Annotated in this window: 20 protein-coding genes; 16 read left to right on the forward strand and 4 right to left on the reverse strand. The window is 40.7% G+C overall.

Going from position 1 to position 24,114, the window contains the following annotated elements:
* Positions 1–50 precede the first annotated feature (50 nt).
* The 7 genes from J2S11_RS04350 (at position 51) to J2S11_RS04380 (ending at position 9,618) form a co-directional block, all read left to right on the forward strand.
* On the forward strand, positions 51–1,550 hold the full coding sequence (locus J2S11_RS04350) for an aminotransferase class V-fold PLP-dependent enzyme (RefSeq protein ID WP_307391435.1): 1,500 nt from the start codon (positions 51–53) through the stop codon (positions 1,548–1,550).
* Between the two features lie 99 nt (positions 1,551–1,649).
* Positions 1,650–3,662 (forward strand): putative bifunctional diguanylate cyclase/phosphodiesterase, encoded by a 2,013-nt coding sequence (locus J2S11_RS04355; protein WP_307391439.1) that lies wholly within the window; start codon positions 1,650–1,652, stop codon positions 3,660–3,662.
* Positions 3,663–4,018: 356 nt separating this feature from the next.
* Positions 4,019–5,299, forward strand: a complete 1,281-nt coding sequence (locus tag J2S11_RS04360; protein ID WP_307391441.1) for an extracellular solute-binding protein — start codon at positions 4,019–4,021, stop codon at positions 5,297–5,299.
* A 166-nt stretch (positions 5,300–5,465) separates the two neighbouring features.
* Positions 5,466–6,344, forward strand: a complete 879-nt coding sequence (locus J2S11_RS04365) for a carbohydrate ABC transporter permease (RefSeq protein WP_370875448.1) — start codon at positions 5,466–5,468, stop codon at positions 6,342–6,344.
* The gene (locus tag J2S11_RS04370; RefSeq protein ID WP_307391445.1) at positions 6,341–7,183 is read left to right on the forward strand and encodes a carbohydrate ABC transporter permease; all 843 of its coding nucleotides are present in this window, start codon (positions 6,341–6,343) and stop codon (positions 7,181–7,183) included. Before J2S11_RS04365 ends, J2S11_RS04370 begins: the two co-directional genes overlap by 4 nt.
* A gap of 44 nt (positions 7,184–7,227) precedes the next feature.
* Positions 7,228–8,247, forward strand: coding sequence for a LacI family DNA-binding transcriptional regulator (locus J2S11_RS04375; protein ID WP_307391446.1), 1,020 nt, complete (start codon positions 7,228–7,230; stop codon positions 8,245–8,247).
* 27 nt (positions 8,248–8,274) lie between these two features.
* Positions 8,275–9,618 carry a GH1 family beta-glucosidase gene (locus J2S11_RS04380; protein ID WP_307391448.1) on the forward strand — a complete coding sequence of 448 codons (1,344 nt, stop codon included), beginning with the start codon at positions 8,275–8,277 and terminating at the stop codon, positions 9,616–9,618.
* A 132-nt stretch (positions 9,619–9,750) separates the two neighbouring features.
* Here J2S11_RS04380 and J2S11_RS04385 read toward each other — a convergent pair whose 3' ends face one another.
* Complete coding sequence (locus tag J2S11_RS04385; RefSeq protein WP_307391450.1) at positions 9,751–10,935, reverse strand: hypothetical protein; 1,185 nt, start codon at positions 10,933–10,935, stop codon at positions 9,751–9,753.
* Positions 10,932–11,483, reverse strand: a complete 552-nt coding sequence (locus tag J2S11_RS04390) for an RNA polymerase sigma factor (protein WP_307391453.1) — start codon at positions 11,481–11,483, stop codon at positions 10,932–10,934. Before J2S11_RS04390 ends, J2S11_RS04385 begins: the two co-directional genes overlap by 4 nt.
* A 363-nt stretch (positions 11,484–11,846) precedes the next feature.
* On the opposite strand from J2S11_RS04390, the gene J2S11_RS04395 reads away from it, so the two are divergent.
* The 7 genes from J2S11_RS04395 (at position 11,847) to J2S11_RS04425 (ending at position 19,089) form a co-directional block, all read left to right on the forward strand.
* Positions 11,847–12,668 (forward strand): NAD(P)H-binding protein, encoded by an 822-nt coding sequence (locus J2S11_RS04395; protein WP_307391455.1) that lies wholly within the window; start codon positions 11,847–11,849, stop codon positions 12,666–12,668.
* A gap of 12 nt (positions 12,669–12,680) precedes the next feature.
* Positions 12,681–13,628, forward strand: coding sequence for an ATP-binding cassette domain-containing protein (locus tag J2S11_RS04400; RefSeq protein WP_307391458.1), 948 nt, complete (start codon positions 12,681–12,683; stop codon positions 13,626–13,628).
* Entirely contained in the window at positions 13,625–14,452 is an 828-nt protein-coding gene (locus tag J2S11_RS04405; protein ID WP_307391461.1) for an ABC transporter permease, read from the forward strand. The genes J2S11_RS04400 and J2S11_RS04405 overlap by 4 nt, the downstream gene beginning before the upstream one ends.
* A gap of 298 nt (positions 14,453–14,750) precedes the next feature.
* Entirely contained in the window at positions 14,751–15,344 is a 594-nt protein-coding gene (locus tag J2S11_RS04410) for a YdeI/OmpD-associated family protein (protein ID WP_307391464.1), read from the forward strand.
* A gap of 484 nt (positions 15,345–15,828) precedes the next feature.
* Positions 15,829–16,362 (forward strand): RNA polymerase sigma factor, encoded by a 534-nt coding sequence (locus J2S11_RS04415; RefSeq protein WP_307391466.1) that lies wholly within the window; start codon positions 15,829–15,831, stop codon positions 16,360–16,362.
* Positions 16,349–17,995: a DUF4179 domain-containing protein gene (locus tag J2S11_RS04420; RefSeq protein WP_307391468.1), complete on the forward strand. Its 1,647-nt coding sequence runs from the start codon at positions 16,349–16,351 to the stop codon at positions 17,993–17,995. The genes J2S11_RS04415 and J2S11_RS04420 overlap by 14 nt, the downstream gene beginning before the upstream one ends.
* A 203-nt stretch (positions 17,996–18,198) precedes the next feature.
* A complete protein-coding gene (locus tag J2S11_RS04425) occupies positions 18,199–19,089 on the forward strand; it encodes a helix-turn-helix transcriptional regulator (protein ID WP_307391472.1) in 891 nt (296 codons plus the stop codon).
* Positions 19,090–19,752: 663 nt separating this feature from the next.
* On the opposite strand, the gene pdxK is transcribed toward J2S11_RS04425, so the two are convergent.
* Both pdxK and J2S11_RS04435 read right to left on the reverse strand, forming a co-directional pair.
* Positions 19,753–20,562, reverse strand: coding sequence for a pyridoxine/pyridoxal/pyridoxamine kinase (gene pdxK / locus J2S11_RS04430; RefSeq protein ID WP_307391474.1), 810 nt, complete (start codon positions 20,560–20,562; stop codon positions 19,753–19,755).
* A gap of 158 nt (positions 20,563–20,720) precedes the next feature.
* The gene (locus J2S11_RS04435; protein WP_307391479.1) at positions 20,721–22,169 is read right to left on the reverse strand and encodes a glycosyltransferase family 4 protein; all 1,449 of its coding nucleotides are present in this window, start codon (positions 22,167–22,169) and stop codon (positions 20,721–20,723) included.
* A 301-nt stretch (positions 22,170–22,470) separates the two neighbouring features.
* Here J2S11_RS04435 and J2S11_RS04440 point away from each other — a divergent pair, with 301 nt between their 5' ends.
* Together J2S11_RS04440 and J2S11_RS04445 are read left to right on the forward strand one after the other, a co-directional pair.
* A complete protein-coding gene (locus J2S11_RS04440) occupies positions 22,471–23,370 on the forward strand; it encodes an ABC transporter ATP-binding protein (protein WP_307391482.1) in 900 nt (299 codons plus the stop codon).
* 1 nt (position 23,371) lies between these two features.
* Positions 23,372–24,109 (forward strand): ABC transporter permease, encoded by a 738-nt coding sequence (locus J2S11_RS04445; RefSeq protein ID WP_307391483.1) that lies wholly within the window; start codon positions 23,372–23,374, stop codon positions 24,107–24,109.
* Positions 24,110–24,114: the final 5 nt, after the last annotated feature.

Consider the following 24,114-nt stretch of genomic DNA (forward strand, 5'->3'; position numbering starts at 1 on the left):
CTTGTCATCATATACTAGTAGCACAACTATGAGATAAGGGTGAAGCTTACGTGATTACAGCTAAAATAGGGAGTAGACATTTTGAGCTTGATAATAAGCTGGAGCGCTATTTTGCACCGTTTCGAGAGCAGACAATAGGTCATAATCAGTATGTACAAACACCCTTTGGACAAAAGAGAATGATTTATGCGGACTGGACAGCTAGTGGTCGATTATATCGACCAATCGAACAGAAGCTTACGGAAGAATTAGGTCCTTTTATAGCAAACACACATACAGAGTCTAATACGGTAAGCGCCATGATAACGGCAGCCTACAGGCATGCTCGTAAAAAAATTAAGGAGCATGTTCATGCTAATGAACAGGATATTTTGATCATGGATGGCTTTGGTATGACCTCTGTGGTGAATAAGCTACAAAGAATCCTCGGGCTACGTCTTCCAGAGAATTGGGCTAAACGATTACAGCTGAAGGAAGAACAGCGCCCGATTATTTTTATTTCTCATATGGAGCATCACTCTAACCATACGTCTTGGCTAGAGACGATTGGAGATGTTCGAGTGGTTCAGCCTAATAAGCATGGGCATGTGGATATTGAGCACTTAGAACGGCTGCTACAAAGGTATGCCTCTAGGAAATTAAAAATAGGCTCCTTCACAGCATGCTCAAATGTAACGGGGATTCAAACTCCTTACCATCAAATAGCTCGAAAAATGCACGAGCATGACGGGTATTGTTTTGTTGATTTTGCTGCGGCTGCACCGTACACAGATATAAATATGCATCCAGCAGACTCTATGGAGGCTCTTGATGCTATTTTTTTCTCTCCACATAAGTTTTTAGGTGGTCCTGGTTCAAGTGGTGTTCTTATCTTCAATTCCAAGCTATATAAGAACATAGTCCCTGATCATTCGGGAGGAGGAACGGTGGCTTGGACAAATCCATGGGGAAAACATAAATATCTTGCTGATATAGAGCTAAGGGAGGATGGAGGGACTCCGGGCATCCTGCAAACGATCAAAGCCGCCTTATGTATCGAATTAAAAGAGCAGATGGGTACAGAACTCATTCATCGAAGAGAACAGGAGATCGTAAGGCTGTTACTTTCTCGTTTAGAGGAAGTTCCTAACATTCGTATTCTTGAGAAGCAAGTAACAAAACGTTTGGGTATAATTTCGTTTACCTTTGAATCACTCCACTATCATTTGGTCGTTAAACTATTAAATGACCACTTTGGTTATCAGGTGCGGGGTGGGTGTTCTTGTGCAGGTACGTATGGGCATTACCTTCTAGATATTGATCCTCTAGAATCCAAGCTTATGACAGATAAAATTGATCAGGGAGACCAGACACTGAGGAGGGGATGGGTCCGCTTTTCTGTTCATCCAACGATGACTAATGCTGAAATTTACGGTTTTGTCGAAGCGCTTAAGCTGATAGCTAAACACGCGGATGAATGGAAGAAGGATTATGTGTATGATCGAATAAGTAATGAGTTTGTTTACGCTAAAGGTGAAGCTAGAAATGTGGATCAGCTTTTTCAAATCTAATTTTTAAAAGTTCGTTAAGATGCTCCCCTTTATACCTGTCTATAGCGTATACTTAAAGTAAGATAAAGAAAAAGATAGAAGGGTTCAAACAGTAATTAGATGATGGAAAATGTTCTTGTTCATTATAACAATTGGGTTGTTTTACTATCCTTTATTATAGCTACCTTAGCTTCTTATTCGGCTCTTAATCTAGCAGGGAAAGTATCTCGAACTACTGGAAATAGTAGAATGGCTTGGATGATAGCGGGATCATGTGTCATGGGTATAGGTATATGGTCTATGCATTTTATTGGTATGCTGGCGATGCATATGAATGTTGCGATGTCCTACGACCCTTTTATTACAGTACTTTCTGGATTTTTCAGTATAGCAGCTGCTTTTATTGCCTTTATGGTGACAAAGGAAAAGGAAGTAAGTCTGCGCCGCTTAGGAGTAGCAGGATTTATTATGGGGATCGGAATTTCTGCCATGCATTATACGGGTATGGAGGCCATGCGCTCCTCTGTTCAGTTTAGTTATAATCTGGCTCTCTGGTTCATTTCTATTCTTGTAGCCTTTATGGCTTCGTATGCTGCTCTATATCTGTTTCGGAAGTTCCGTAGATCTCCAGAGTTTAGCAAATGGAAGCTGTATAGCTCTTTAGTCATGGCTATCGCTATTTGTGGAATGCATTATATTGGAATGGCAGGAACTACATTTCATCATCATCACCACCTTCCAGTTCAAGAGCTTGAAGCTACCCCCCCTTTATTACTAATTAGTGTGACCATTACTACCTTATTTATCGTTATTGTCTCATTGGCTGCCTTATTTGTAGATCGTAGAATTCTTGAGAGAATGGCTTATGAGGATCAATTGACGGGCATCTCTAATCGCCATGATCTACAGCGTTACTTTGGAGAACATTTTAATCATAATAGTACTGGCTCTGTCATGATTATCGATCTGGACCGCTTCAAATCGATTAATGATACGTTAGGGCATGAAATAGGGGATAAGCTCTTACAGCAGTTAGCTCAGAAATTAAACGAAGTCCTAGAGGATAATCAAAAAGCGTTCCGGCTAGGAGGGGATGAATTTCTTATTACTAGTTTGCAGGCTGATGAAGAACAGACAATAATGACAGCCCAAAAGCTAATAAAAACCATCGTCTCCCCATTCTATTTAGAACACCATACTTTATTTGTAACGGCAAGTATTGGAGTTAGTCTTGCTCCTCAGCATGGTACCGATCTTTCTGCTTTAATGCGCTCTGCAGACACGGCCATGTATCAGGCTAAGCGTCAAGGGAAAAACAGGTATTGTCTTTATAATGCTGAAATGGCTCAAAGTCAGCTACGTAAAATGGAGCTTGAAAAAGATCTACGTAAGGCCCTTGTTCAGCAGGAATTTGAGATTTATTATCAACCAAAATGGCATGCAGCATTAAACAAGCTTGTTGGTATGGAAGCATTGCTGCGTTGGAATCATCCAACATTAGGGTTAATTTCACCTACAGAATTTATACCCATTGCAGAGGAAACGGGCTTTATTGTACCCATTACTCACTGGTTGATTAAAGAGGTTTGTGAGCAAAACAAGGAGTGGCAGGAAAAGAAAGTTATGAACATACCTGTATCAATCAACATGTCTGCCCGAGTGTTCGAAAGTCAAACCTTACATGCAAAGCTTGAGGAAGCACTAAAAGAGTCGGGTCTAGAGCCCCGATATTTAGAGCTTGAAATTACAGAATCTATCGCTTTAAACGATAAAGAAAATACCATACAGCAGCTCAAAGAATTACAAGCCCTTGGAGTACGTATTTCCATGGATGATTTTGGCACTGGGTACTCATCCTTAGGATATTTAGATGAAATGCCAATTAATATTTTGAAAATTGATCAGAGCTTTATTCAAAATAGCTCTAAACCAACAAAGCAAGCTATTATAGGTACTATTATTTCAATGGCTAACCATTTAAATATAGATGTTGTTGCTGAGGGTGTAGAAACTAAAGAACAAAACGATTTTTTACAATCAACAGGCTGTCAGATTATGCAAGGCTACTATTATGGTAAACCGATGCCTGTTCACTTAATAGGAGACTGGATGGAGCAAATCTATCAAACTTAGCAAAAGGCGACAGAGCCTATCATTTGTTAGACCTTTAAGGTCTTTTTTTAGTATTTTTAGAAACCGGTTTCTTAAAATGTTCACCAAGACTAGAAAAAATAGGTTGATTTTATTCTACCTTGAGCATATAATTTGATTGAAAGCGTTTCCTAGTTGTTTTTAACTTGTGTAAGCGATTAAATTTGGGTCAAGAACATGTTTTTTATTTCATTTCCCCTAGATTTGTATGTGCATTATAGAAACCGGTTTCCATAAGCGTATACAAATCTAGGTATTCAGTGGCTTGGAATAAAAACGCTTACACACAGCGCTTTTATTCAACCAATAATTTTTCAATTTATTAAGGGGGATTTGTGATGAAAAGAAAGTATTTCTTCACCATCGGGTTGTCTATTTTATTGTTATTTGCTTTAGCAGCATGTTCAAGCTCCGGAACGTCAAGTGAAGAGGGCGATGGTGACAAGATTAGCATGAACTTCTGGATATTCGGGGCAACGGGCTATGAAGAGTTGGTGAAAGAGTATGAAGAGTTAAATGAAAATATTACAATCAATGTTCGTCATGCTGAGACAGCTGATCATCATGATGCTTTATTTAATTCCTTGTCGGCGGGGAGCGGTGCTCCTGATATTGCCATGCTTGAAGTGGATCAGGTGGATCGTTACAGAACGGCGCAGGATCGATTTGTTAATCTATACGATCTTGGGGCGAGAGACATTGAGGGCAACTATTTAGATTGGAAATGGCAATTTGCGGAAAGTACGGATGGTGAATTCCTATTTGGATTACCAACAGATATCGGACCAAAAGCGTTATACTATAGAACAGAAATCTTTGAAGAAGCAGGCTTACCTACTGATCCTGATGAGTTAAGTGCATATATGTCTTCTCCAGAGAAATTTAGAGAAGCAGCGATTCAAATTAAGGATGCTACAGGTAAACCAATGGTAGCTAATATTGAAATGATGTATCGTTCCATTCTAGATACGTTAGAGGAAAGCTATTTTGATCCAGAATCTAACCTGATCATTGAAGAGCCAGGAAATCGTGTTCGAGAAGCGTATGATTATGCGATTGAAATGAATGAACTTGGTGTAGTTGGAAACTTTACAATGTGGTCTGCCGAATGGGGCAATGCGGTGAATAACGGTGGGGTTGCTGTTGAACTTGGAGCAGCTTGGTTCAAAGGATGGATGGAAGGAAATGCGCCTGACGCTGAGGGTGAATTCCAAGTAGCTACACTACCAACAGAGTTTACAGGAAACTGGGGTGGTTCTTATATTACCATTCCTAATCAAACGGATCATGCTGAAGAAGCCTATGCATTCCTTGAGTGGTTATTATCAGCAGAAACTCAACTTAAATCATTTAAATCTAACGGTTTATTCCCTTCTGCTACAGCTGTGTATGAGATGGATGACTTTGTAAATGCAACAGACGATTATTTCTCAGGTCAGCAAACACAGAACGTGTTCGCTGAAGCAGCACAAAATGTTGGATTTGTATTTAAGGGAGAGAATTACGTCACTGTGCATGATGAGATTTTAGCAGCGTTAACAAATGTTCAAGAGGGCGCTGATCCAGATGCTGAATGGGATGCTGCTCTAAGCCGTATTCAAACGAACTTAAGCCGTTAAAGTCATTCAGGGAAAATGACCTCGTTTTAGCGATATGGTGGGCAGAACCTTCTGCCTACCATATCTACATTCGTTTACAGGGGGGAGTTAAACCGTGCTAGAGACAGAGAAAGAAAAGGTAAAGGTAAAGCGAGCTAAAGAATCCTTGTCCGAAAGGAAAAAGGATATGCTCTCAGGCTACCTCTACATATCTCCTTTTTTCATCATATTCGGAATTATAGGTCTATATCCGGCCTTATTCAGTTTGTACTTAGCGTTCCAACGCTGGAACGGACTTGGAGATATGGAGTTTGTAGGTTTAAGAAATTTTAGCATTATCCTTCAGGATCCGTTATTTTGGAAGTCCTTATATAATACGGTCATTATGGGGTTGATGGGAACAGCTCCGCAATTAATTGTAGGACTTATTCTTGCTTATTTGCTGAATCTTACATTTTTACGCTTTAGAAATGTGTTTCGAGTAGCGATTTTTATGCCTTATGTTACGTCTATGGTAGCTGTAGCTTTGGTTTTTGGCGTGTTTTTTAGTAGCAATGAGACAGCATTAGCCAATTATACGCTCGGCTTATTTGGAATGGACCCGGTTAATTGGAGAACCTCTGAATGGGGTGTAAAAATCGCTATTTCGGTCATGGTCTTTTGGAGATGGTTAGGATATAACACCATTATCTATTTGGCCGGTATGCAGAGTGTACCTAAGGATGTATATGAGGCGGCAACAATTGATGGAGCTAATAAAATTCAACAGTTTTTCTATGTCACGATTCCGTTGCTTAAGCCTTTTATTCTACTAACCGTATTCTTCTCTACTGTAGGAGCTATGCAGCTATTCTCTGAGCCAACGGTATTTTTAGGGAATACGGCGTTTACTAGAAGTGAAGGACTAACAGTTGTTATGTATTTATATCGAGATGCCTTTAGGCTTTCTTCGTTCGGTACAGCATCAGCCACCGCTATTATCTTGGTATTAATCATTGTTATAGTGTCGGCTATTAATCTCCTATTGACAAACAGAATGGGAAGAAGCAGGGGGAATAGAGGATGAGCAGAGAAGTAGGAGTAAAAAAATGGTCCATTAGCAGAATGTTCATCTATCTCTTCTTAGCCCTTATATCCTTAGCTTCACTCTTCCCGTTCTATTGGATGTTTGTCATGGCTACAAGTCCGAGCTCAGCGTACAATTCTATTCCGCCAACAATGATACCGGGTAGTCAACTGGTAGAGAATTTTCAAAAAGTGTTGGGGATGATCCCGTTTTTCCAATCCATGCTGAACACGTTGATCGTTTGTTCGGTCGTAACGGTCGTGGTCTTATTCATCAGTTCCTTAGCGGGGTTTGGCTTTGCTAAATTTAGGTTTCCTGGAAAGAACATATTCTTCTTTGCTATTCTATTTACAATGATCATTCCCCCACAGCTGGGATTAATCCCGCAGTACCTTCTAGTAGCTAAAGCGGGATTACTTGATCATTTATTTGCGGCGATGTTTCTGTTCTTCTTAAACCCCTTAGGAATCTTCTTAATGCGTCAGTATATCAACCAAGCTGTTCCTGACGAATTAATTGATGCAGCTAAGCTAGATGGCTGTTCTAATTTCCGGATCTATTGGAGAGTGGTTTTACCTATTATTTTACCTGCTTTTGCTACCTTGGGAATTATTGTCTTTACCTCGGTGTGGGGTGAATTTCTATGGCAATTTACAGTCTTAAGGGATCCGTCCTCCTACACGATTCAGGTCGCTTTGGCCTCCATGAATACAGCGCATCGAGTGGATTTTGGAATGCTGCTTTCAGGTGTATTCTGGGCAACGGTACCTTTAATTGTGGTTTTCCTAATGTTTAATCGATTATTTATTTCTAGTATTGCTGAAGGTTCGGTAAAATAAGGTGTAGAAAAGCCTAGAGCAATTACAGATTTGAGGAGAGAGCTATGAACTTTACAATAAGAGATATTGCTAAAATGGCAGGAGTGTCTCCAGCAACCGTTTCTAAGGTCATGAACCATTACGGAGGGGTTAGTGAGTCTACCAAACATAAGGTGCTTTCCGTAATAGAAGAGACAGGCTATCAGCCTATCTTTTCAGCCAAGTCCTTAGCGACAAAGAAATCAAAGCTCATTGGCTTAGTCTATGCCGGTAAGATCAATGTTGAATTTAATCATCCTTTCTTTAATGAGGTGCTTTCTGCCTTTCAAAAAACGGTGGGCATGCAGGGCTATGATCTCATTGTCTTTTCAAATGAGCAATTTAATAAGGAGCAAGAGAACTACCTAGCCCGCTGCCGCCATTTTCGAGTAGACGGATGTCTAATCATTGCGGGAGAAGAGATTGAAGAGGCCGTTTATGAGCTAGATCAAAGTGAAATCCCATGTCTAGCTGTAGATATGGAACTGACCGGGCCGAAATCGAGCTATGTTATGACAGATAATGAAAAGATTTCTCAGCTGGTGGTGGAGCATTTATATCTGCACTCTATTCGAGATATTGCTTATATTGCAGGAACCAAGCATTCTAATATTTCCAATATACGTCTAGAAGGCTTTAAACAGGCTATGAATAAATTCGGTTTACCTATCAAAGAGGAATGGATTCAATATGGAACCTTCTTTGAAGACAGTGGCTACGAAGCGATGAAGCGCATTCTTCAAGGGGATTCTATGCCCAAGGCAGTTGTTGCCGGAGCGGATATGATGGCTTTGGGTGCGTTGCGTGCCTTAAGAGAAGTGGGTCTTAGAGTTCCAGAGGATGTGAGGCTCATAGGCTGTGATGATATTGAAGCTTGCCGCTATAGTGATCCACAGCTGACGACAGTAAAGCAGGATAAGCAGAAAATTGGAAAGCTAGCTGCCTACATGCTTAATGATTTGATTAATGGAGAGAACGATCTCAGCTCGGTATTCGTTGACCCGGAGCTGGTTATAAGGCAATCATGCGGAACAAAAAATGGATAAGAGATATATATAAAAGGAGGGTGCCATATGGCAATCATACAGTTTCCAAAGCATATAAAATGGGGAACAGCAACCGCTTCTTTTCAGATAGAGGGAGCCGCTGCTGAGGACGGTAGAACCCCTTCAATTTGGGATACATTTGCACGTACCCCTGGTAAAGTTAGGAACGGAGATAACGGAGACGTGGCTTGTGATAGCTACCATCGTTATGAGGAAGATGTGCAGCTAATTAAAGAGCTCGGTTCTGATATCTATCGCTTTTCTGTTTCCTGGTCAAGGGTTTTTCCCGAGGGCAGGGGGAAAGCGAATGAAAAGGGAGTGCAATACTATCATAAGCTGGTAGATGAGCTGCTGAAGCATGGAATTGAACCAATGTGTACCCTTTACCATTGGGACTTACCTCAGGTTCTACAGGATCAAGGTGGATGGGATAATAGAGAAACGATTACAGCTTTTGAGGAATATGCTTCATTCATGTTTAAAGAATTTAATGGGAAAGTCAAGCGATGGTTGACCATTAATGAGCCTTGGTGCGCCTCATTTCTTTCTAACTATATTGGTGAGCATGCGCCGGGGAATCAAAACCTACAGCTAGCTACAGACATTGGGCATCATTTGATGGTCGCACATGGAAGGGCGGTTAAGCTTTTTAGAGAGCTAGGCATTGAAGGTGAGATTGGTTATGCTCCAAACGTGACATGGTATGATCCGTTTAGCACAAAGCAGGAAGACGTTGATGCGGCAAAAAGAGGGAACGGCTGGAATCTAGAGTGGTTCTTTGATCCGGTTTTTAAAGGAAGCTATCCTGAATTTCTACTAGATTGGTTTGCTCAAAAAGGGGCTAAGCCTACCATATTAGAAGGAGACATGGAGGATATTAGCCAGCCTATTGATTTTCTAGGAATCAATTATTACACAGGGAATGTGGTTCGATACAAAAAGGACTCAGGATTACTAGATTTTGAAGAAATCGATTTTAACTATAGAAGAACGGATATTGGTTGGCCGATTTATCCAGAAGGTTTTTATAAAGTGCTTATGGCGATCAGTGAGCAATACGGTCAGACTCCTATTTACATTACGGAGAACGGATCTTGCTACAATGATGAAGTGGAGCATGGTAGAGTGAAGGATGAAGGACGTATTGCTTATTTGAAGCAGCATCTTGCAGCTCTACAACAAAGTATTGATTCAGGAGTAAATATTCAAGGTTATCTCACGTGGTCCTTACTTGATAACTTTGAGTGGGCGTTTGGCTACAGTATGCGCTTTGGTATTGTCCATGTTGATTTTAATACACTAGAGAGAACGAAAAAGGATAGTTATCTTTGGTTAAAGCAAACGATTAGTAACGGTTGGTTTGAGCTGTAAGAGGAATGGAGAAACACCTTCCTAAAAAATAGAGCTGCAAAACAAAAGAGAGTCTAAATGACTTGAAGCACAAGCATTTAGACTCTTTTTTGTGGCAATAGAAACGCTTTGCTACAAAGGTTATAGAATTGGCTACTTTTGTGGGTTAAGCCCTTTATCCAGTATAACAACTCTACCTGTAATCACACCATTTTCATCCCTGTGAAATAGAACGACCTGGTAAATATCGTCAGCGTTCCCACTAATGGAAAGGCCTCTATCCGTAAATCCAATATGCCCTTCTTCAAACAAGTTTTCAAGATTTGCAGTTGTGCTCCAATCATTATAAGTATATGTGATTTCCCCCGAATCGTTATAGCTTACCTCATTTATGGATTCAGCAATGGTCTCACCAATCGTCTCACCCATAAGTATTTTGTCCCTAATATCTTCTATCCAGTTGACCCATTCGCCGCTTTCTATAAAGCTAGAGGAGTGTTCGTCCCTTTCTGATTCCTTTGAAGAAGATGGATTTAACAGTTCTTCCAAATAAGCCTCTGCCTTTTCCGGATCTGCTTTAGATGTATCGAGAGGGAGATCAAACAGCAGCGAAGCACCAGAATAGTCTTCACTAGCCCTAATTTCACCCGTTTCTTCGTCGTACATAAATGCATCATTACTATAAAAAGGAGAACCACTACTTATCGCTAAATACACTCCTCTGTCAGCGAATATTTCTATCTGGTCACTTTCAATCATTCTATACATAACGCCGTCAATCACAATCTCACTGTACGCCCCGTTCATCGTGATGATGTTGACCCGCCAGGGCTCCTGACCCTTGATCAAAGGGGAAACGAAGAACGGATCTTGACCATAATCAAGATCAGAGGTAGCTGGCATGGGCTTGCCATCCTGTCTAGTTATGGATACTACCACATATGATTTATCAGGATATATCCGCTCTGAGGAATGGGGGAACTCACTTAATCCTGCCCCTGAAACAAGACCATGTAGAGTGAAATGGTAGTCTCCAGAAGCCAATGATTGTTCAATCTGAATGGCGTCCTTACTTTCGAATGCACTGGCTAGTAGTTGATCTCCCAAATTCTCAGCAACCTGTTTGGCGCTAAATAGCTGGGTTGCCGCATAGGCTGATACGGATACGATTAGTAGCAAGGCAGCCGCTAGCAGTGCTGATGATAATCTTCTATATTTATTCTTCATTAGACTACGCTCCTTTAATTGTCGGATTAAGCTTTGATTCAACTTTTCTTCTGGCTCTACAGCGGAAGCTAAAGATTGTCTGAGCAACTGCTCCAAATCCTTGTCCTTCATAGGGAATCAGCCTCCAATACTTTTTTCATTATTTGTCTGGCTTTATGCAATCTGCTCTTTACCGTTCCCTTAGGAACTCTAAGAGCAACAGCAATCTCTTCAATAGTCATATCCGCCGTATAATACATGTAAAGAGGAAGCTTTAGCTTATCATTCAACTGGTGAACAGCTCCCTGAATTATGCTGCGAAGCTCAAGAGATAGTACGGCGTCTTCAGGTGATGCTTCGATTCCTAGCGAGCCGAAGCTGTTTGCCACGTCGTTAAAATCAGTTGTGGGGGCAATTCTGTGTCTCCTGACAAACTTACGACGATGATTCTTGTGTAACCTGATGGCAATCGATATGATAAAAGCCTTAGGATTGCGAGACGCGTCCATCTTCTGGCGTAGCTCCATGGCTTTTAGAAATGTTTCCTGATACAAATCATCTGTATCCTCTTTGTTCCCCGTTAGCTTGAAGCAGAACGCGTAAATTGATTTGCCATGAAGCTTCACGAGCTCGATCAACTCATCAATATCCAAAATAACTTCTCCTTCCCGAATGGCCATTCACCTATATATTGTCACAACTGAAGGGTTGGTTCATCTTTTACATACAAACCATGAAAAGCATTGATGCACAACATTAAAACAATAAGATAATGTTTCTTAATTTATAAGGGCATAAAACTTATAAAACATTACCCATTGCATGAATGTTATAAAATAGAGTTTGAGAGTTAAAAAATTAATTATAGACGATCAAGCTTCCTCCTTTTTTCTATTAAAGATATAGAAATACAACAGTTTTTAATTATGACAAACTTAGTGTCATGATTGCTATTGTATAGTAACTCTGAGACCAACATCATAGGCCAATATCACAAGACAGGCTAGTTGGGGGAAACTGATCGAATAATGGAGGAAGAAAGAATGAAAATATTAGTAACAGGTGCTACAGGTACGGTAGGAAGACATGTTGTTGATCAGCTACTGAAAAAAGGGGTAGAAGTAAGAGCTGTTTCACGTAACCCGGAAAAGGCAAGCTTACCCTCAGGAGTGGAAGTTGTAGCTGGAGACCTTGCTGCTCCAGATTCTTTAGAAGAAGCTCTTCAGGATGTGGAAGGATTATATTTAATCCTTTCTAGCGATCAAGCAGGGCCAGTGCTCCAAACGGATACCTCGATCATTAAAATGGCGGCAGACAAGGGAGTCAAAAAAATAGTTGTACTGATGGATTATGATGGTAATCCAGTTGAATATGTCGTTCAGGATAGTGGTATGGAGTGGACGCTCATTAAACCTGTGGAATTTATGGCTAATGTGCTAGATGACTGGCAGGAATCCATTCGCACAGAAGGTGTTGTGCGAGTGCCTTTTGCTGATGCATTGAGTGCCAGAATACATGAAGCAGATATTGCTGCCGTTGCTGTTACCTCATTAACAGAGGAAGGACACAGTGGACAGAGCTACTATGTAACGGGACCAGAGGTCTTTTCTCGCGCAGAAACGGTAAAAAAAATGGCAGAAGCGATTGGAAAAGAGATTTCATTTATAGAATTGTCAGAAGAGGAGGCAAGGCAGGGCTGGAAGGAGCAAGGGTTTCAGGATGAAGATATTGATTTCTTTGTAGAAATGGGGAAAAATCCTCCTGAGGTTGGGTATACTGTGTTGCCAACCGTTGAACAGGTTACAGGACAACCAGCTCGTACATTTGCCCAGTGGTTAAGCGAAAACAAGCATAAATTCCAGTAAGGAGATGAACGAATGTCCTATGCAATAGAAGTAAAGCAATTAAAGAAGTCCTTTCAGGGCACAGAAGTGGTCAAAGGTATTGATTTACGAGTAAAAAAAGGTGAGCTATTTGCTCTATTAGGTCCAAATGGTGCTGGAAAAACAACGACGATCAATATGCTTTCCACTTTACTTAAGCCAGATGGGGGATCTGCTCTTGTAACTGGGTATGATGTGCGGGAGAAAGCAAACGAAGTCCGTAAGCGGATTAGCTTGACTGGACAGTTCGCTGCATTAGATGAAGCGTTAACGGGAATTCAAAATCTGAATATGATTGCTAAGCTTAATGGGTACTCCTCCAAAGAAGCGCAATCTATAGCAGAAGACATTCTTCGCTCGTTTGGACTTTGGGAAGCTAAGAACCGAAACGTAGGCAACTATTCCGGGGGAATGCTTAGGCGTCTTGACATTGCTGCTAGTATTGTGACCCAGCCGGAGCTTATTTTCTTAGATGAGCCAACAACTGGCCTCGACCCTCAAAGTCGTATGCAGGTGTGGGAGGTAGTTAGAACGCTTTTGAGTATGGGTACAACCGTAATGCTTACAACTCAGTATCTTGAAGAAGCTGATCAATTGGCCGATCGCATTGCTGTCATTGATCATGGTCGAATTATTGCAGAAGGATCGCCCAACGAGCTAAAGGCCTCTATTGGTGGAAAAACATTGACCATTCAATTGTCTGAACCTATAGAGGAGGAAAAGATTAAGAGTTTAATAGGACAGTTTCAGCTCCAAGTATATCAGGGACATAATCAACTGAACTATAGAATACCCGTACAGGAAGCTAAACTTGCTGCTGAAGCGATCCAAACCCTTATGGCTCATGATGTTCCAGTAGCCTATTTCACCCTTGGAGAGCCAAGCATGGACGAAGTATTCTTAACATTAACCAAACACAAAACAAAGGAGGTTGTTCAGTGAATAATCCCACGAATCCAACACAGGTAGCTCTTTATTCACCAAGAACGACACCTAAAAATCCGAGTGCTATTCGAACAATCGGCATTTTCATGTGGAGATCGTTTCAGGGTACCAAAAACAATTTTATTGGTTACATGATGGATGCCATGCTTGGACCCGTGATCATGATGCTTATTTTCACCTTTCTATTTGGTGGGGCTATCGCAGGATCGACTACCGAGTACATTCAGTATCTTCTTCCTGGTATTTTTGTCTTAACCGTGGTTCCTATGACAGTCTACAGTGGAACGTCAATCTGTGTAGATATATCAAAGGGAGTTTACAACCGTTTTCGAACGATGCCTTTTTGGCAACCGTCTTCCGTTTTTGGTCCCATTATTACGGACGGTTTGAGGTATGTTACTGCCCTTTTTGTAGCATTTGGAATGGGCATGCTGCTCGGATTTCGTCCAGAAAACGGCGCGATGGGAAGTATTTTAGCCATTCTGTTCACTATCTTGTTTGCCTTTAGTGTCAGCTGGATCTTTGCTTTAATCGGTGTCATAGCCAAGCGACCGGAGACAGTATCCGGATCAAGTATGATCTTTGTTTACCCCTTATTGTTTGGTAGTAGCATATTAGTCGATTCCTCCACTATGCCGAAGTGGATGCAGGTGATTGTGGATCTGAATCCTATCAGTATTGCCGCCACCACAGTAAGAGAGCTCTTTATGGGAAATGCGGATTCAACGGTTGTTCTAAAGGGACTGTGTATATGCTTGCTCATTTTCCTTGTTTTTGCTCCGTTGACACTGTATTTGTATTTAAATAAAAACAATAAATAACAGAAAAAGTGTTCAAGTAGTAAAGGTATGCAAAGTAGTAAAGGTATGCTAATAAACTATTACTTTTTACACGTGAAAATAATTCAAAGCAGCTCCGGGGTTTCCTCGGAGTTATTTTGTTATTACCCTCCTACGTGTGAGGGGAGTTGCTCTCCGTCCTAAATCTTTTTCTATATTGTGATAGACCTATAATCTAACTGTACAAGCTATTATAAAACAGTATAATTGAACCAATAAGACGCAGATACTATATAAGATTAAATGCACAATATAACGATTATGAAGAGGGATGTTTTGGATGACAACTAATAGAATGAATCCTAAAGTAGATGAATACCTAAGCAAAACGAAAAAGTGGAAGGAAGAGTTTGAGAAATTAAGAATGATTATTCTTGACTGTCAGCTAACCGAGGAATTGAAGTGGAAAAATCCTTGCTACACCTATAAGAATAAAAATATCGTTTTAATCCATGGATTTAAAGAATACTGTGCCCTTTTGTTTTTTAAAGGTGTCTTGTTACGTGATACCCATAATATTTTGATCCAGCAAACGGAGAAGGTACAGGCTGGGCGTCAGATTCGGTTTACCAATGTCCAAGAAATCGTTGAAATGGAAAGCTTATTGAAGGATTACATTAAGGAAGCTATTGAGGTTGAAAAATCAGGTAAAGAAGTGGACTACAAAAAGCATACAGAATACATTATTCCAGAGGAACTCCAGCATAAATTTAATGAAATGCCGGCTTTGAAAACGGCTTTTGAAGCGTTGACCCCGGGGCGACAAAGAGCATACATCTATTATTTTTCTGAAGCTAAACAATCCAAAACTCGCCAATCTAGGATTGAAAAATATGTGCCACACATTCTTGATGGATTGGGATTAAATGATTAAAAGTACCATAGAAAATGTTCGCACCTTGCGCAGCTCCCAGCGTAAGGTGTAGCACTGCATGATGGTGATGTTGACCACATGCGGGCCATGGCTTTTGAAGGCTGTCCCACAAGTAGATTATTCTACTTAGGGACAGCTTTCTCTGTTCATTTTCTCCGTTTACTAAGCAGGGATATAGTAAAATTAAGTGCAAAAATACATTTGATTTACTATAAATTCAACAATTTCGATCTGATAAATGCAAAAATACACTTAATTCCTCCAAAAACAGCTCTATTATCTTCTCGAATGAAAAATAAGTGTATTTTCGCACTTGAATGGCTGAGTTTGCTTAATAGAGGCAGAAATAAATGCATTTTCGCAATTATTTTAATAGAAAAAACTCAGCTAAGTTACATATTTCCTTTAGATAAGCAAAAAGGATGAACCTTTTCCAAGCTCCAATTGTTTATAGTGTATAACGTAAAGAAAGGAGTGCCATTGATTGACAGAACGTGAGTTATTCGATTCTTATAACAAGGATGTATACAAGACATGCTTTTATATGCTGCGGAACGCTCAAGATGCAGAAGATCTCTGTCATGACGTATTTGTCACCATTTTTCGACAGGATTGGAGTAGGATTGAGCATATACGCTCATGGATTATGCGCATTACGATGAATCATTGCTTAAACCTTCTTAGGAAGAATCAGACCCAAAGGCAAAAACAGAGCGAAGTCCAAATGTTCCATGAACAGAACACAGCAACTGTTAAACCAGTAGATGCTATTGTTATGGAAAAAGCGGCTGCCAAGGAATGGGAGGAATTGCTGAGTCAGCTTCCAGATAAGCTGATGGCGGTGGTTACTCTCCGCTATATCGGGGAGCTTTCGATGGCAGAGATCGCTGAAACTTTGAAGATTCCTGTGGGCACGGTTAAGTCAAGGCTTCATAAAGCATTGAAAATTATACGCCAAAAGCTTGAACACAATAAAAGGTATTTGGTGAAGGGAGAGAACCAATTTGGAGCGTATTGAAGACAAACTGAAAAACCAACTGAAAACGTCGAAAAATATTGCTTACCCTAACTTTGATAGAATGTGGAGTAGTATTCAGCAGGACGAACTGAAGGCTGTTAAAGGTGAACCAGTTGCATTCGGTCCTCGAAAGAGAAAGCGGTTTGCTATCGTAGCAGCTTTATCTTTAGCTTTAGTGGCTACACAGGTTTATGCAGCTGTGACATTTGATTGGTCTACCCTTCTTTCAGGTAGATCGGGTATCCAGTCAGCGTTAGAACAGGGCATAGGTCAGACGATTGGGCAGTCCGTTACAAAGGATGATATTACGTTAACCGTACACACAGCATTTACAGACGATAATAGAACCTTCCTGCTATATAGTCTTAGACCGGATTCATCTTGGGAAGGGCAACAAGTGCTCTTTGACCTTATAGGACTTAAGGATAATAAGGGAAATTTCATCGAAGGTAACTATACACACCAGTGGGATGAAGAGCGTGGTGAGTATCAGGGGTACTTTGAGACAAACTGGGTCCTAGAAGAGGATACAGAAGATATGGAGTTTACGATGGAGAATATCCGGTTTATCGGGGAAGAGCAACAGCAGATTAACTATGACCCTCGTGATTCGAGTAAACAAGTGTTTCGAATAGAAAAAGATGGGATTGGTCATGTTGCTGTGGATTCATTCGAGCAAGCAGATGATATCATGCTTCAATCTTCCATTACGTTTACTGATCCTGATGTGAAGGAAAGAAGCCTGGCTCGAATTCAAGCCATTGACGGCCAAAATAAGCTTATTAAAGAAGTGAACACCTCTGTTTTTGGGACACCTAGTACTGGGACCTCCAATGAATACGTAAATCAGCAAATATTCAGTTCAGATAGCCTACTTAATCAAGGGACTAAGTTCCAGCTTGTTTACACTCACACACTTGGAACGGCTGAGAATGATTGGAGTATAGATATGGCGTTATCCAAAAAGTATATGGAAAATGCATCTTTTACTAAGCGATTAAATCTCCCTCTGGATCAGCTTCCAGGTGGAACGGAAATCTATGAAATGATCGTTACTCCAACCCAAGCTCGTCTGGTTCTAACTCATGAAGAGGAATATACCCGTGTTCCTTACATGAACCTCAAACTAGATATAGGAGGGACACTGTTAGAGGGAGGCGTTTGGCAAGAACCGGCGATTACAGACAAAACCGAGTTGCGTTTTGAAATGATTGGACTTGACTCTTCGGCTATAGAGAATCAACCAGTGACTCTCATTGCTAGGCATCGTGTTGATTTATTTGATGGAGATGAACATCCGATTCAACTAACAGGTATATCCGAGGAACCGCAAAGCCTAACTACCTACATTGAGGAATATCCGATCACTTGGACTTATTACTTGAAGGACAACAATCTTTATGTTGAATCTATGAGTTCAGATTCAGATTTCGGAGGAATTAATCAAACCTACTATCTAGAAGATCGAGGTAGAAGAAGCTATGGGAAGCCTGCCATAGTTGGTATGTTTGGTAGTGGAAGCAACAGCCGTATGGATGTGTATGAGAATTTTGAAAAGGACGAACTAGAAATCCTGATCTGGAAATATACAGCACATAACCGAGACGATGAGCTCCGAGTTCCACTTAAGTAAGGAAATGAATAAATCTTTTATCTATTGAAATTCCAATAGAATACCGTGAGTGAAGAAAGCTGTAGATAGCTGCAGCTTTCTTTTCTATGTTATTCTCGTATGTTAAAAGCCAAACTTTTGATTATGACAAACATTATGTCATAATCAACGATATACACTATAGGTAGATGTATCACCTGCATCGGCGGAAAGGTTGTGCCATCATGAAGCTAAATCGTATGTTAGGCATTACAATGGAGATTTTGTCCAAACGAAGAGTGACAGCAACTGAATTGGCGACGAGATTTGAGGTGTCAAATCGAACGATATATCGAGACATTGAGTTGATTAATGAGGCGGGTATACCTATCGTTTCCTATACAGGAGCAGATGGTGGCTTTGAAATCATGGAGGGCTTTTATCTGACGAAGCAGCACTTCTCCTTAGAAGATCTATCCGTCATCTACAACCTATTAAAGGGCATGAGTGGAGCGCTAGGAGGAACATCAAACTCTATCATGAGCAAGCTTTCTAGCCTTCAGCCTAGTCTTCAGAAGCATGAAAGCTCTAATCCAATGATCTTTGATATGCCTACATCTGAGTCTGAAAAACAGGTCATCTATCCCTTATACAAAGCGATTAATGACCATAAAGTGATAGCCTTTTCTTATATGAGTGCAACAGGGAGTTCTAGTGAGCGAAAGGTGGAACCACTCAAGTTATATTGGGAGCGAGGTAAATGGTACTTAGAGGCGTATTGTTTAATGCGCCAAGGCTTAAGGCTCTTTCGCCTATCAAGGATATCAGAGCTAAGTGTTACAGATGAGCGTTATCAGCAAAGAGATGTTATTCAGAGAGAAGATCAAGAGGAGCCTTTAGGTATGGAGGTTCATCTCAGATTTAATCACGCCGCCAAGCCACGTGTGCTTGATGAATTTGGGGAAGCATGTACGGTTTCAGAAGATCATATTGATGTGCACACCACTTTTTATGTTAAGGATTACGCCGTATCCGTCGTGTTAAGCTACGGTTCAAAGGTAATGGTGATCTCTCCCGATGAATTGAAGCAAGAAGTGCTAAAGACAGTTACAGAAATTCAAACGCTTTATGTGTAAACTTACTTAGTGCTAATAACGATCTGTCTTTCAGATACTAAGAATTTTTAGGTGGCAATGATGATAATCTTAAGAGGTAAATTAAGAAAAAAATACGACCTTGTGAGGTTGTAACATGGAAATTTATAGGGGGTTTAGTACTTTTAATAAACTTTGTAGATAGTTTTCTAACTACCTTTACTTAATAGGAGTAGTAAATCAGCATCCGATCAAAGTCAGCTTTGCACTTGGCTTTCATCATAAAGTCGATGCCTAATATGGAGACTAGGGGTAATCCATTATGGAGTTTTATCTTCATATACGCTGCCGTACTCCTGAGAAAAGCTCTTCGATAACTTCAACATCAGTTCGGCTAGTATGAAATACATATAACTCGCGTTTTGGATACAATTTATGGAAATGTTTATACCCCTTCCAAGCTTCTTGAGAATCTTCATATTCCTGAATGACGGCCATGTCTTCAAGCTGACGGACTTGGTTATTGGAGCCAGCTTGTATCGCCTCGATCAGAACAAAACGGCGTGGGTGTAGTTCAGTAATTTCTTCCCACTTTATTCGGCTTTCACCTCCTTTAATTTTATATCTTTAGTATATCATATGTAAAAAAACGTCATGCACTTAATCACCGGTAAGGTTCGGATTAAGTGCATGACTAAAGCTTTCTTATTGATGAGTCCGATAAGCCCCATGACGCACAGGCCCAATGTATTGGTTCAGACGGAAGGAATGTGTAATCGCCGCCGTAATAAATTGCTTAGCCGTGTGAATAGCTTCTTTGATGGACTTACCTTTTGCCAGCTCAGCTGTAATTGCGGATGAGAATGTGCATCCAGCTCCATGTGTATAAGGTGTCTCAATCTTCTCTGCTTCTAGAAGCTCAAACTCTTTTCCGTCATAGAATAAATCTACTGCTTTTTCGGACTGAAGCTTATGTCCACCCTTGATTAGGACATGTTTTGCTCCTGAGTCATGGATGCGTGTAGCGGCTTCCTTCATATCGTCAACTGTTTGAATAGAAGCTACTCCACTTAGCTGTGTCGCTTCAAACAAATTCGGAGTCACGAGGTAAGCGTGGGGAACTAGCACGTCACGCAGGCACTGATCAATTTCAGGGTGTAACGCTTCATCTGCCCCTTTACATACCATAACAGGATCTACCACAAGGTTCGTAATATTATATTGTTGGACCTTACGAGCAACAAGCTCAATAATGCTCTCTGCGCCTAGCATCCCTGTTTTCACTGCATCTACACCAATCCCGGCTAGAACGGTTTCGATTTGAGTTTCTACAAGCTCTACAGGCTGTGGGAAAACAGCGTGGAACCAGTCCTTATGTGGATCTTGAGCAACAATCGTCGTAAGGGCCGTCATGCCGTAAACCCCAAGCTCCTGTAATGTTTTTAAATCTGCTTGAATACCTGCTCCTCCGCTTGTATCAGAGCCGGCTATTGTTAACGCTTTATACGCTGTCATGATGCATTCCTCACTTTACATAATAGATTCTTCCATTATACTAAACCATTTGAGTTTAGGAAGCAAAATATTAAGATACGCCCTGCTCTAACAAAAGAATTTGTGCTTTTTATGCTGTATCGAAGAAAACCATATCTACTAACAGAACGAATGACACGCTAAGGTGTGTAAAGAACTAGAATCCCATCCTCTATAGCCTTTTCTATAGCTTCACTAGATACTCCAGCTTCTACTAGCTCCATCTGTGAAAAGCTCTCCTCCGTACAAGTAGACAGAAAAGAATACAGCTCATGCTGGTTCAAGTAAGTATAGAAGTAATCGTGATAGATGCCTTTTTTAGGTCCAGATACGTAACACCATGGTGCTAGCTTATATGAAACATCCATAGGGGATCCTGACTTTAAAGAAGTATTTGAAAAAACAGATGAACTTCCTTTTCCAGCTGAGGTAATAAGCTCCTCATATCCGAGCAGGTTTTCTTTATAGTTATAATTCTGGTCCAAAAATTGACGTACACCAGTAATGTCCATAGGGGTGCTAGCTAATTCAGCTATTGCCTCAACTGTAGACTCTGTATCGCCATAATCTACTTTAATCACGGAATACCCTGAAGGAACGATTGAGCGCTGAGCACCAACATTGGAAACTACAACGGGTGTTCCGCAAGCAATCGATTCAATTTGAACATAGCCAAAGGATTCAATAAACTGTCCGATACATAAAGTCACATCAGCGATCGCATAAAGCTGAGGCATATCATGTCCAGGGACCCAAGGGTAAAAAACCAGGCTTTCCTCCACCTGAAATTCCTTAGCTTCCTGGGTAAGCTGAGTATAAAACTGCTCCGTTTCCTTAGAAACATGAACATCAAAATGCCTAGGTAGGAGTAGCCTCACCCGTGCCTTCCCCTTCAGTTGCCCTTTCAGAGGGCCTTTCAGCTTTTCCTTAAGCTCTCGTACAGTCTCGAAAGCCTGAACTATTCCTTTGCTAGCTTCAGGCCGATGAGGGAAAAGGAGAACAAAATCATCATCAGTTAAGCCTAACTGGCTCTTTCTCGTCGCTTCTACAGGCTTATAAACAGAAAGGTCAACCCCGTTTTTTACAATTCTCAATTGATCTGTGATCTGTGGCTGAACTCGTCCCACCGTATACTGAATACAGCTGTACATGTAATCACAGGAAACGATCAGATAATTTCTATTTGTGTGAAAAGCGGAGATCATAGCCTCGGGATACACAAAGTTCTTTATGGAGGCAACGGTAGGAATATTGGCGTGAAGATAGCCGTAATCCATTTGGGCATCATGAATATAAAACACATCATGCGTATCAGCGTATTGCCTAATAAGCGAATAGGAGTGGGCTAAATGAAACGGATGTGTATCGTAGGGAATCGGAAAAGTCTCTTTGAAGCGCAATATAGGTAACACTTGGACACCGGGACAAAGCTCATATTCTTCACTATTATCCTGCCGTCTATTTGTTAATACTGTAATCTGATGACCTTGATCGGCTAAATGAAAGAGTAGCTCTCTTAAATGGCGCTGGGAGCCTCCCATTGAAACATCCTTCATAATCGTAGCCATAGAGAATACAAGAATTTTCATCGTATAAGTTCCTCTCAAATTCATACTTTCTAGCTTTGTAGCAGCTTTTAAGCGTAGTATATATCACTGTACTGTTTCTTGTTTTAGCGATTTTAAACACCGTATAACTTATTCGACGTAAGTGACCACTATCCTTTCTACCCTCTATGACCTTTCATTCTACAGAAGTCATAAGTGTACATCATCCATGCTCGGAGCATAGATTATGACATTTGTCATATGGAAGTCATGACACTATGTACTAATAAGTGAGAAGGGCTGGCTCGTATAATAAAAGTAGAATAAGTCGGAGGTGCTATAAATGACAGAAATACTAAAGGTACAAAATGTTAGCAAAGTATTCAAAGGTAGTACGGCTGTTAACGATGTATCCTTTTCAATTAAAAAAGGAAGTATTACAGCTATATTAGGACCAAATGGAGCAGGTAAAACGACCACGATCTCCATGATGCTTGGACTTCTAGAATGTACGAAAGGAACAATACGACTTTTTGATAAGCCGCCCAAGGACACAGCTGTGAAGAAAAAAATTGGTGTGATGCTACAGGAAGTACAAATTTTGGATGGGCTTAATGTAGGAGAGGTCATCGACCTGTTCCGATCCTATTATCCTGCGCCTATGAGCAAGGAGGAGCTACTTGCTATTGCTGGATTAGAGAAGGAAATGAAAAAAAGAGTAGAAAAGCTCTCTGGAGGGCAAAAACGTAGGCTGGGCTTTGCTATAGCTCTAGCAGGAGATCCTGAGCTATTGTTTCTAGATGAACCGACAGTGGGCATGGACACAACATCACGTACTCTGTTTTGGAATCAGATTAAGAATTTTGCCAAGCGGGGTAAAACGGTCATTTTCACCACACATTACCTACAGGAAGCTGATACGATGGCCGGCAGAATCATCCTATTTAACCAAGGAGAAATAGTAGCAGATGGCTCACCAGAAGAGGTTAAGCATAAGCTGACCAAGCAAACTGTATCCTTCATTGCTGAAGAGAATCATCAAGATAGTATGCTGCGTAATCTTCCAGGAGCAACGGATCTATATCGTGAAGAGGGGCGTATTTATATCGTAACAGAGAATACGGATGAAGTCGTTTCAGCTCTTTATGCTCAAGGCGTGAAGCTGCAAGGGCTGAAAATTGACGGAGGAAGCCTTGATCAGGCGTTTGAGGAACTAACACTTGGAAATGAGAAGGTGGTCTAACATGAACATGCTATGGGTACAATCAAGAGCAGAGATTATTCGTCTTTTTAGAAGTAAAATTTATATCATTATGTCATTATTACTGCCCATTATGTTTTACTATATTTTCACTAATATCTTCAACACAGGCACTGAAGCAGATCAGGGATGGGGAGCGTTCTACCTGATGTCTATGGCCACGTTCAGTGTTATGGGTTCGGCGATATTTTCCTTAGGTATTCGTAACGTTCAAGAGCGTACACAGGGCTTTGCTACCTTAATGAAAACGACGCCTTTGCCGAGCAGCTTTTACTTTTTAGCCAAAATGATCGGTCAAACAGTAGTTCACATATTCTCTGTTGTGGTCATTTTTGTTGCTGGATACTTGATTAATGATGTTTCCCTTACTCCTATGGAATGGATAACGAGTGGATTATGGATTATCTTTGGTTCTATTACGTTCTTAGGTCTAGGTACATTAATAGGGACAATGAAGCGAGTGGATACGGCAAGTGGAGTAAGTAATTTTATTTATCTAGGGCTAGCTTTACTAGGTGGGATGTGGATGCCTGCCGAGGTATTACCTGAGTTTCTCCAAAATATTGGTCAAATGCTTCCTTCTTATCATTTTAGAAGTGGCTCATGGAGTTTAGCAGCTGGAGATTTACCTGAATTAACAAATGTCTTGTTTTTACTCGGTTATTTAGTCCTGTTTATGTTACTATCTACTTATATTAGTAAAAGGCAGGAAGCGGTGTAGGCAGT

The organism is Bacillus horti (genome assembly GCF_030813115.1).
In the GTDB taxonomy this organism is placed as follows: Bacteria; Bacillota; Bacilli; order Caldalkalibacillales; family JCM-10596; genus Bacillus_CH; species Bacillus_CH horti.

Bases quoted from the DNA above. Each gene is read 5' to 3' on its own strand.
- J2S11_RS04400 (WP_307391458.1), top strand. From the start codon at position 12,681: ATGTCCTATGCAATAGAAGTAAAGCAATTAAAGAAGTCCTTTCAGGGC.
- J2S11_RS04370 (WP_307391445.1), top strand. From the start codon at position 6,341: ATGAGCAGAGAAGTAGGAGTAAAAAAATGGTCCATTAGCAGAATGTTC.
- J2S11_RS04355 (WP_307391439.1), top strand. From the start codon at position 1,650: ATGATGGAAAATGTTCTTGTTCATTATAACAATTGGGTTGTTTTACTA.
- J2S11_RS04390 (WP_307391453.1), bottom strand. From the start codon at position 11,483: ATGGCCATTCGGGAAGGAGAAGTTATTTTGGATATTGATGAGTTGATC.
- J2S11_RS04410 (WP_307391464.1), top strand. From the start codon at position 14,751: ATGACAACTAATAGAATGAATCCTAAAGTAGATGAATACCTAAGCAAA.
- J2S11_RS04425 (WP_307391472.1), top strand. From the start codon at position 18,199: ATGAAGCTAAATCGTATGTTAGGCATTACAATGGAGATTTTGTCCAAA.
- J2S11_RS04360 (WP_307391441.1), top strand. From the start codon at position 4,019: ATGAAAAGAAAGTATTTCTTCACCATCGGGTTGTCTATTTTATTGTTA.
- J2S11_RS04375 (WP_307391446.1), top strand. From the start codon at position 7,228: ATGAACTTTACAATAAGAGATATTGCTAAAATGGCAGGAGTGTCTCCA.
- J2S11_RS04385 (WP_307391450.1), bottom strand. From the start codon at position 10,935: ATGAAGGACAAGGATTTGGAGCAGTTGCTCAGACAATCTTTAGCTTCC.
- J2S11_RS04380 (WP_307391448.1), top strand. From the start codon at position 8,275: ATGGCAATCATACAGTTTCCAAAGCATATAAAATGGGGAACAGCAACC.
- J2S11_RS04395 (WP_307391455.1), top strand. From the start codon at position 11,847: ATGAAAATATTAGTAACAGGTGCTACAGGTACGGTAGGAAGACATGTT.
- J2S11_RS04435 (WP_307391479.1), bottom strand. From the start codon at position 22,169: ATGAAAATTCTTGTATTCTCTATGGCTACGATTATGAAGGATGTTTCA.
- J2S11_RS04445 (WP_307391483.1), top strand. From the start codon at position 23,372: ATGAACATGCTATGGGTACAATCAAGAGCAGAGATTATTCGTCTTTTT.
- J2S11_RS04365 (WP_370875448.1), top strand. From the start codon at position 5,466: ATGCTCTCAGGCTACCTCTACATATCTCCTTTTTTCATCATATTCGGA.
- J2S11_RS04440 (WP_307391482.1), top strand. From the start codon at position 22,471: ATGACAGAAATACTAAAGGTACAAAATGTTAGCAAAGTATTCAAAGGT.
- pdxK (WP_307391474.1), bottom strand. From the start codon at position 20,562: ATGACAGCGTATAAAGCGTTAACAATAGCCGGCTCTGATACAAGCGGA.